Annotated in this window: 6 protein-coding genes; 3 read left to right on the top strand and 3 right to left on the bottom strand. The window is 70.1% G+C overall.

Annotation, left to right across the window (positions count from 1 at the left end):
• Positions 1-29: 29 nt before the first annotated feature.
• The 3 genes from ACWF94_RS33950 to ACWF94_RS33940 all read right to left on the bottom strand — a co-directional run bounded on the left by ACWF94_RS33950 (position 30) and on the right by ACWF94_RS33940 (position 2,299).
• Complete coding sequence (locus ACWF94_RS33950; RefSeq protein WP_453497523.1) at positions 30-602, bottom strand: cob(I)yrinic acid a,c-diamide adenosyltransferase; 573 nt, start codon at positions 600-602, stop codon at positions 30-32.
• 13 nt (positions 603-615) lie between these two features.
• Complete coding sequence (locus ACWF94_RS33945) at positions 616-1,365, bottom strand: ABC transporter permease (protein ID WP_453497520.1); 750 nt, start codon at positions 1,363-1,365, stop codon at positions 616-618.
• A 145-nt stretch (positions 1,366-1,510) separates the two neighbouring features.
• The gene (locus tag ACWF94_RS33940) at positions 1,511-2,299 is read right to left on the bottom strand and encodes an ABC transporter ATP-binding protein (protein ID WP_453497517.1); all 789 of its coding nucleotides are present in this window, start codon (positions 2,297-2,299) and stop codon (positions 1,511-1,513) included.
• 98 nt (positions 2,300-2,397) lie between these two features.
• Here ACWF94_RS33940 and ACWF94_RS33935 point away from each other — a divergent pair, with 98 nt between their 5' ends.
• The 3 genes from ACWF94_RS33935 (at position 2,398) to ACWF94_RS33925 (ending at position 4,639) form a co-directional block, all read left to right on the top strand.
• A complete protein-coding gene (locus ACWF94_RS33935; protein WP_453497514.1) occupies positions 2,398-3,039 on the top strand; it encodes a TetR/AcrR family transcriptional regulator in 642 nt (213 codons plus the stop codon).
• Between the two features lie 126 nt (positions 3,040-3,165).
• The gene (locus ACWF94_RS33930) at positions 3,166-4,014 is read left to right on the top strand and encodes a 3-hydroxyacyl-CoA dehydrogenase family protein (protein ID WP_453497511.1); all 849 of its coding nucleotides are present in this window, start codon (positions 3,166-3,168) and stop codon (positions 4,012-4,014) included.
• Between the two features lie 301 nt (positions 4,015-4,315).
• Positions 4,316-4,639 (top strand): STAS domain-containing protein, encoded by a 324-nt coding sequence (locus tag ACWF94_RS33925; protein ID WP_351550205.1) that lies wholly within the window; start codon positions 4,316-4,318, stop codon positions 4,637-4,639.
• Positions 4,640-4,693 lie beyond the last annotated feature (54 nt).

Genomic DNA, 4,693 nt, shown 5'->3' with positions numbered 1-4,693 from the left:
GAGCCCCGGGTATGTGCCGCCCGCAGGGGTCAGCGGTCGCCGCCCGGGACCCACAGGATGTCGCCCGTGGACTTGTTCGCCGTGCGGGCCAGGATGAAGAGCAGGTCGGAGAGCCGGTTGAGATAGGTCGCCGTCAGCGGGTTCATCGTCTCGCCGTGGACCTCAAGCGCCGCCCAGGTCGAGCGCTCGGCCCGGCGGACGACCGTGCACGCCTGGTGGAGCAGGGCCGCCCCGGGAGTGCCGCCCGGCAGGATGAAGCTGCGCAGCTTCTCCAGTTCCTCGTTGAAGCGGTCGCAGTCCGCCTCCAGCCGGTCGATGTAGAACTGCTCGACCCGCAGCGGCGGGTACTTGGGCTCCGCCACCACCGGCGTGGAGAGGTCCGCGCCCACGTCGAAGAGATCGTTCTGCACCCGGATCAGGACCTGGACGACCTCGTCCGGGAGCTGCCCCAGCGCGATGGCCGTGCCGAGCACCGCATTGGCCTCGTTGGAGTCGGCGTAGGCGGAGATCCGCAGATCGGTCTTGACGGTCCTGCTCATGTCGCCGAGAGCCGTCGTGCCCTGGTCGCCGGTACGGGTGTAGATGCGCGTCAGATTGACCATGAAGCCAGAGTAGTTACGCTCCGGCCCTGCGGACGACCCGTGTGCCGACCGTCACGGACACCGCCGCAAGACCGAGCGCGACGAGCACCCCGTACAGCATGGTGGCCGTGGCGTACTCGCCGACGTACGCGTCCCGGGTCGCGTCCACCAGATAGCGGAACGGCATCAGATGCGAGAGCGCGTCGAGCCAGCCGGGCCCGAGGGTGATGGGCAGCATCAGCCCGGAGAGCAGCATCGACGGCATCACGAGCGCGTTGACGGCCGGGCCGAATTCCTGCGGGGCCCGGACGCGGAGCGCCAGCGCGTACGAGAGGGAGGCGAGGGACACGGTCAGCAGGGCGACGAAGGCGAAGCCGATGAGGACCCCGGCCAGGGGCGCGCGCAGGCCCATGACCAGCGCGGCGAGGACGAGCAGGACCGCCTGGAAGACGAAGAGGGCGGTGTCCCGCAGCACCCGGCCCAGCAGCAGCGCGAGCCGGCTGACGGGGGTCACCCGCATCCGTTCCACCACCCCGTTGCCGTGGTCGATGAGGACGGCGAACCCGGCGAAGGCCCCGCCGTAGAGCGAGAGCTGTAGCAGCAGTCCGGGCACCAGGACCTGCCAGGAGTCGCCCCGCGAGGAGAGCGGCAGCTCCACGAGCAGCGGGCCGAAGAAGAGCAGGAACAGCAGCGGCATGAGGACGCCGAAGACGAGCTGGAGCGGTGAGCTGAGCGTCTGCCGGGCGTACCGCCCGAAGATCAGCGCGATGTCATGGATGAGCATGGGGCTCCCTGGGGTGTCGGGTGGGTTCGTCGGCCGCGGGCTTCTGGTCCCGGGCGTCTCGTACGGGCGTCGGCTCGGGGCGGCGGTCTGGGTCTGCGCACCCGGACCCGGCGGGTGGGCCGGTTCCGGCCGGTCGCGGGATGGTTCAGACGGCTACGGGCGCGGGGCCCGCGTCGGCGGCGGCCGGCTCCCGGCCGGTGATCGCGAGGAACGCGTCCTGGAGCGTGGCGTCGGCCGCCCCGGCGTACCGGAGCTTCAGTTCGGCGGGGGTGCCGTCGGCGACGACCGTCCCCCGGTCCACGACGACGAGCCGGTCGGCGAGGGCGTCGGCCTCGTCCAGGTAGTGCGTGGTCAGGACGACCGTGGTGCCGTGGGTGTCGCGCAGCCGCCGCACCAGCTCCCACAGATCGGCCCGGCTGCCGGGGTCGAGGCCGGTCGTCGGCTCGTCGAGGAAGAGCACATCGGGCCGGTGGGTGAGGCCCATCGCGATGTCGAGCCGGCGCCGCTGGCCCCCGGAGAGGGTGCCGGTCCGGCGGTCCAGCAGCTCGCCGAGGTCCAGCTCATCGGCCAGCTCCGCGGCACGGGCGACCGCCTTCGCCCTGGTCAGCCGGTAGAGCCGGCCCTGGGTGACCAGCTCCTCCCGGACGGTGATGTGGGGGTCGAGACCGCCGGACTGGGCGACCAGGCCCGCCCGGCGCCGTACGCCCCCGGGGTCGCGCACCAGATCGCACCCGGCGACCGTCGCCGCGCCGCCGGTCGGCGGCAGCAGGGTGGTGAGCATCCGCAGGGTGGTCGTCTTGCCCGCCCCATTGGGCCCGAGGAGTCCGACGATCTCGCCGCTCGCGACGGTGAGGTCGATACCGCGTACCGCCTCCACCGGGCCCTGCTTCGTGTGGAAGGTCCGGGCGAGCCCGGCCGTACTGATGATTGCCATGGCGCACAGAAAAGCAGAGTGGGTGAAAGTTTGCAACGACTATATTTTTCCAGTCGACTCAAAGCTTTGAGCCAGTGCACGATGGCTACGATGACGGCATGGCCGAGGGACTGAGAGAGCGCAAGAAGCGGCAGACGAGACAGCACATCTCCGACACGGCCACGGGCCTCTTCCTGGAGCGCGGCTTCGACGCGGTGACCGTCGCCGAGGTCGCCGAGGCCGCCGACGTCTCGGTCAACACCGTCTACAACTACTTCGCCACCAAGGAGGACCTGTTCCTCGACCGGGGCGCCGACGTCGTCGACCGGCTCTCCCGCTGGGTACGCGGCCGGGGCGCGGGGGAGTCGGCCGCCGTCGCCGTCCTGCGCGAACTGCGCGCGGAGGTCGAGGCGGTGTCACCGCGCATCGGACTGATGGCGGGTTACGAGCGGTTCCTGCTCGTCGTCCATGACGCGACCACCCTCCGCTCCAGCCTCTGGCGCATCCAGCAGGAGGTCGTGGAGGATCTGGAGCGGACGCTGCGCGAGGAGACCGGTGCCGCCCCCGCTGATCCGCTGCCGACTCTGATGGCCGGACAGATCAACTGGGTGCACCAGACCGTGATGGGCGTCATCGGCCGCGAGATGATGGCCGGCCGGGACCCCGCTGCCGTCTCCCGCGAAACCCTCGGCATCATGGACGAGATGGAGGATCTCCTCGGCGAGCGGGTTCTCGCCTATGCCGTTCGCGCCGCCGAATGAAGGGCCGGCGGTGTGATGTCCGTCATGTGAGACGTGACGCGCATCTCTTCACCGCCACATGGGCGCTTGCGACCGCTAACCTCCGCCCGAGAGGCGAAGTGTAAACGGGTGTTAAGGGGTGTCGTTGTGGCCAGGAAACTCGCCGTCGTCGGAGCCGGACTCATGGGGTCCGGTATTGCACAGGTCTCCGCCCAGGCGGGCTGGGACGTCGTCCTGCGGGATGTCACCGACGATGCACTCGCCCGTGGCACGGACGGCATCCGGGCCTCGTACGACAGATTCGTCTCCAAAGGCACACTCGAAGCGGCGGACGCCGAGGCCGCGTTGGCCCGGATCACCACCACGACCGACCTGGACGCCGTCGCCGACGCGGACATCGTCGTCGAGGCCGTCTTCGAGAAGCTGGAGGTCAAGCACGAGATCTTCCGGACGCTCGACAAGCTCGTCCGCGACGACGCCGTGCTGGCCTCCAACACCTCCGCCATCCCGATCACCAAGATCGCGGCGGTGACGGAGCGTCCGGAACGCGTCGTCGGCACACACTTCTTCTCACCCGTGCCGATGATGCAGCTCTGTGAACTCGTACGCGGCTACCGCACCAGCGACGAAACCCTCGCCACCGCCCGGGAGTTCGCCGAGTCGGTCGGCAAGACCTGTGTCGTCGTCAACCGCGATGTCGCGGGCTTTGTCACCACCCGGCTCATCGCGGCGCTGGTCGTCGAGGCGGCCAAGCTCTACGAGTCGGGCGTCGCGTCCGCCGAGGACATCGACATCGCCTGCAAACTCGGCTTCGGGCACGCCATGGGCCCGCTCGCCACCGCGGATCTGACCGGCGTGGACATCCTGCTCCACGCGACGAGCAACATCTACACCGAGTCCCAGGACGAGAAGTTCGCCCCGCCCGAGCTGATGCGCCGCATGGTGGACGCCGGTGCCATCGGCCGCAAGAGCGGACAGGGCTTTTACACCTACTGAAACGCTTTTGAAACCGCTGCCGTATCACCCTCAGGGGTGAATTCGGTATCGGTTCGCTTACAACGAGCAACTGACCTGCCCTGTGGGCAGTCAAGTTGGTGCAAGGACAGAAGTGTGGCCGGGGCCGGCAGCGGCTCCGGAGCCGCCGGGCCGTGTCCGGCACATGACGCCGTCCGCCCGAATTGCCGGCGCGCGCCGGGCGTGATGTGGCCGATCGGACCCGGGGCGGGCGGAGCGGCCGGAGATATCAGCCCTGGAGCGACAAGGCCCCAGGGCACTCAAGCACTCTCGGGGAGCGCATATGCACATCAGGGGCGACCACGCCGAGCTGGTCGTCGGGGGCCGCCTCGACGTCCGCAGCGCGGCGGACGCCCGTACGGTCCTGCACTCGGCCGTCGACGACGGAGCCGGCGACCTGGTGCTCGACCTGACCGGTCTCGACTCCTGGGACGCCACCGGGCTCGGGGTCATCATGGGCGCCCACCGCCGGGCCGGACGGTGTGGCCGAAGACTCGTCCTGCGCGGAGTGCCCCCGCAGATGCAGCGTCTGCTGGTGGCCACGCGGCTGCACCGCATCCTCGCCATCGAGGGCGGCCTCGCAGCCGAATCGCTTCCCCGGGTGTGACCTCGGGTCCCGGCGGGCCCTGCTCGGTGCCGGCGGACCCGCCGGGGCCCGAGG

The organism is Streptomyces sp. NPDC055078 (assembly GCF_053607985.1).
The sequence above is the reverse complement of the archived record's forward strand: the minus strand, read 5'-3'. Positions and strand labels throughout refer to the sequence as shown.

Bases quoted from the DNA above. Each gene is read 5' to 3' on its own strand.
- ACWF94_RS33935 (WP_453497514.1), top strand. From the start codon at position 2,398: ATGGCCGAGGGACTGAGAGAGCGCAAGAAGCGGCAGACGAGACAGCAC.
- ACWF94_RS33940 (WP_453497517.1), bottom strand. From the start codon at position 2,299: ATGGCAATCATCAGTACGGCCGGGCTCGCCCGGACCTTCCACACGAAG.
- ACWF94_RS33950 (WP_453497523.1), bottom strand. From the start codon at position 602: ATGGTCAATCTGACGCGCATCTACACCCGTACCGGCGACCAGGGCACG.
- ACWF94_RS33925 (WP_351550205.1), top strand. From the start codon at position 4,316: ATGCACATCAGGGGCGACCACGCCGAGCTGGTCGTCGGGGGCCGCCTC.
- ACWF94_RS33945 (WP_453497520.1), bottom strand. From the start codon at position 1,365: ATGCTCATCCATGACATCGCGCTGATCTTCGGGCGGTACGCCCGGCAG.